This window comes from Xanthomonas sp. A1809 (genome assembly GCF_017746015.1).
GTDB lineage: Bacteria > Pseudomonadota > Gammaproteobacteria > Xanthomonadales > Xanthomonadaceae > Xanthomonas > Xanthomonas euvesicatoria.
This window is the reverse complement of the sequence record NZ_JAGHWZ010000034.1, coordinates 1-3,307: the sequence shown is the minus strand read 5'-3', so window position 1 is coordinate 3,307 and position 3,307 is coordinate 1. Positions and strand designations below refer to the sequence as shown.

Annotated in this window: 5 protein-coding genes; 4 read left to right on the top strand and 1 reads right to left on the bottom strand. The window is 63.3% G+C overall.

Annotation, left to right across the window (positions count from 1 at the left end; all coding sequences use genetic code 11):
- The 3 genes from J7396_RS21830 to J7396_RS21820 all read left to right on the top strand — a co-directional run.
- Positions 1-1,374: phage tail protein (locus J7396_RS21830; protein WP_209262122.1), on the top strand; the 1,374-nt coding region annotated here is incomplete at its 5' end.
- Positions 1,374-1,673: a hypothetical protein gene (locus J7396_RS21825; protein ID WP_078562331.1), complete on the top strand. Its 300-nt coding sequence runs from the start codon at positions 1,374-1,376 to the stop codon at positions 1,671-1,673. The genes J7396_RS21830 and J7396_RS21825, both read left to right, overlap by 1 nt.
- Entirely contained in the window at positions 1,674-2,399 is a 726-nt protein-coding gene (locus tag J7396_RS21820; protein ID WP_078562330.1) for a hypothetical protein, read from the top strand.
- On the opposite strand, the gene J7396_RS21815 is transcribed toward J7396_RS21820, so the two are convergent.
- On the bottom strand, positions 2,393-2,839 hold the full coding sequence (locus tag J7396_RS21815; protein ID WP_078562329.1) for a hypothetical protein: 447 nt from the start codon (positions 2,837-2,839) through the stop codon (positions 2,393-2,395). The genes J7396_RS21820 and J7396_RS21815 overlap by 7 nt on opposite strands.
- Positions 2,840-3,068: 229 nt before the next feature.
- Here J7396_RS21815 and J7396_RS21810 point away from each other — a divergent pair.
- Positions 3,069-3,307, top strand: a 239-nt coding sequence (locus tag J7396_RS21810) for a hypothetical protein (protein WP_209262121.1), incomplete at its 3' end; no start/stop codon positions are given.

Below are 3,307 nucleotides of genomic sequence, written 5' to 3'. Positions count from 1 at the left end.
TATCTGGCGCGCGTGCGCGCGGTGAACGCGCTCAACGCGGTGTCGATGCCCGCGCTGTCAGCGCTGACCGAGATCACCGGCAAGATCGAACCGCCGCCGTCGTTGGCCAGCCTCACCGCAGCCGGCATCATCTTCGGCATCGACCTAGCGTGGTCGTTCCCGCAGGGCGCTACCGACACGGAGCGCACCGAGATCTGGTACAGCCCGGCCAACAGCCTGGAGGGTGCAATCAAGCTGGGTGACTTTGCTTACCCGCAAGCGCGGCACTCGATGCTCGGCCTGGCCGCAGGCGCGCGGTTCTTCTTTTGGGGGCGTTTGGTCGACCGCAGCGGCAATATCGGCCCGTGGTATCCGCTCACCAATGGCGTGATGGGTGAGAGCAGTACCGATGCCACCGCGATTTTGGAGTACTTGGCCGGCAAGATCAGTGTCACCGAGCTCGCGCAAGAGCTGCGCACATCGATCGAATCCATCTCTGACCTCGTTCCCTTGGTCTGGGATCCTGAGGCCACCTACGTAAACGGGCAGAGCGTTGTCTATGCCGGGGTAATCTGGAGTTGGACAGGGGAAGAGTCCGGCAACGAAGAGCCCCCAGGGACGCAATGGAAGAACGTTGGCACGGCGATCGAGGAGGCCGGTGCAATCGTGGGTCGTGTGCAAGATCTGGAGCTCAGGATCGACGACCCTGAAACCGGCCTGGCGGCAGTTGGCTCCCAGACACGAGGGCTGGTGGCACGCTTCAGCTCTTGGTTCGCAGGCGATACAGCGGGCGGCGTTGGCAATATGCCTGGATACGCCGGAACGATCAGCGTCGAGTCGGTTATTGCCAGTGGCGACTATGTCCAGGCAAAGCGCATCGATACCGTGCAGGCGTCGCTCGGCGAAACGAATGCCAGCGTGCAGCAGGTCTCTCAGACGGTTGTCTCGTTGAATGGCAAGGTGTCCGCCACCTACAGCGTGCGAGCGCAGATCACCAGCGCTGGTCAGATCTACATGGCCGGCATGGGCGTCGGGGTCGAGCAGCAGGCAGACGGCAGTTACCAAAGCCAGATACTGATGCAGGCCGACAGGTTTGCAGTGATCAACGTGGCCAACAACGCGGTGACTTCGCCGTTTGTCATTCAGGGCGGACAGGTCTTCATCAACCAGGCGCTGATCGGCAATGCCTGGATCACCAACGCCATGATCGGGGACACCATCCAGTCGAACGGTGTCGGCGCGAATGGCCAGCCTCGCTGGAAGCTGGATAAAAACGGCACGCTCTCGATGAACGGCGCGAACAATGGCGGTTTCATGACGCTCAACGAGCAGGCGCTGCGCTTCTGGAACGCAGCCGGCACCGTCGCGCTGTTCGAAGCCGGCGAGCTGCTCTGATGGCACGTGGCATCCGTCAACGAGATCCGGACGGCAACATCCTGATCGACATCTCCACGCGCATCACCAGCAAATTCGGCGCGGTCAGCATCGCGGCAGGCTCCAGTGGCTCGATCGCCGTCCCGGCTCTCGGCACCAACGAGATTTATTTCTGGTTCTCTGCCAGCAGCAGTGCCCAGTTTGCCCAAGCGCCGCTGTTCACCGTGGACGAGCAGGCCGGGACGATCAGCTGGAATTACGGTGGGGGCAGCAACATGGGCACGCAGATCGGTGGTGTGCTCACATACGGGAGGTACTGAATGGCTCTTGGCGTGAGAATCCGCCCCGAGGGCGGGAACATCATCCAGATCGACACGCGTTACGAAAATCTCGCGTTGAAGCAGAAGGGAACCGTGACCGCTGTCGGTGCCAGTTCGGGTGGTGCGGCCCAGGGCATTGGCTTCGCCACCGTCACAGTTGGCGGTGGCAACTCTCCGCTCATCGCCGTCACCTGCGCCTCGTTTGTTGGCCTTCGCAATCGATCCCAGAACGGGAGCACCTTCACCTTCGAGCTTGTGTGCGAGACGGCCAACACCGCTATCCAGTACTACGTCTTTGACACCACCGACGTGGCGCAAATGGCGTTTGTCACAAGCAAGGGGGTGCGGTTCCGCGACCCGGCCACCGGCCGCATCGCTTTCGATTCGCGTTACAAGTACATGCGGGTGATCGGCCGCATGCGTGCCACCGCAGGTACTGCGCAAACTGACTTTCCGACCCAGGCTGACGGGGTAGCGATCGCGCTCGGGCACACCGGTGCGTCATACACCATCGTAAGCGGCGTGATCGGCGGCGGCCCTCGGTGGGCGATGGACCGCCTTGCCTATGTTGCAGGAGTTCGATACACGCCGGGCACAGCATCAGCAAAGGGCATCAACACGTACTACGACCACGCCGAGGGCAACCAGGGCAGCCCACCGGCACCTCCCGGAACGTTCGGGACCATGCAGGTGGATTGCCTGCTGCTCAACGTCCGCAATTACTGAGCAGGCTCAACGCGGCGCACCCCGGTGCGGTCCTGGAATTTGATGCTCCAGGGAGTGATGAGATAGCCGGGCCGGCGGTAGTAAATGGCCGGGATATGATCCTCGCGCGCGTCCCTGGCGATACCGTTTACGAGCAGATAGGGCGATGTGGTCTTCGGCACGTCGCACCATTCCTGCCGCCCGTCGGTCTTCAGCGTCAGACTGTACGGGCCGGCACCCTGGATCTCGCCACACACTATGGATCGGGTGCTCACCGACGCGGCGCGCGCGCGCGGTGCAATCCGAGCCACGAAGGCGTCAAGGCTCTCACCCGCAGCGGACGTTTCGCGGTGCAGCTCCGTTGCATGGCCGGTTTTCAACGGCGGAGGGTCTGCAGCGAAGGCGGGGAGGCTGGCGCCAAGGAGCGCCAGGGAGGCGGCGGTGGCCAGTAGTGGATGCATTACGTTCTCCTGTCGGCTACACCGGTCATCGCCGGCGGCGCGAGATCGTCTCGGCGCGCAGCCAAGATGCTTTGCGCGTGCTCAAGAAAAAACGTTCACTTGCATGCGCGGCGCACATCACCGGTGAGGAAAAATCCGACCCCGCATTGCGGTCCCGCCCGATATGTGCATACCCATGCCGGTGGCAATCTACACATGCCGGACGCGGGGCCACAGGCCGCTCACCCGCGTGGCGCCTGAGCAGCGCCACGCCGGCACCTATCCCCACGTGATCGTGGTCGAGCCGATGGATTCCATCGCGTCCATTTCGGCGTCAGTTGGTCCCCATCCGGCCACGTCCAGTGGGGCCGCCGCAGTGATCGCCCGTGGCACCGACTTCCATGCACTGCGCTCGCCCCCGCCTGTCTTCCTTGGCGGCTTCCTCGCGCCGGGCAGGCCTGTTCGCGCGGAGATCCATCGCTCCGCGAA

Bases quoted from the DNA above. Each gene is read 5' to 3' on its own strand.
- J7396_RS21825 (WP_078562331.1), top strand. From the start codon at position 1,374: ATGGCACGTGGCATCCGTCAACGAGATCCGGACGGCAACATCCTGATC.
- J7396_RS21820 (WP_078562330.1), top strand. From the start codon at position 1,674: ATGGCTCTTGGCGTGAGAATCCGCCCCGAGGGCGGGAACATCATCCAG.
- J7396_RS21815 (WP_078562329.1), bottom strand. From the start codon at position 2,839: ATGCATCCACTACTGGCCACCGCCGCCTCCCTGGCGCTCCTTGGCGCC.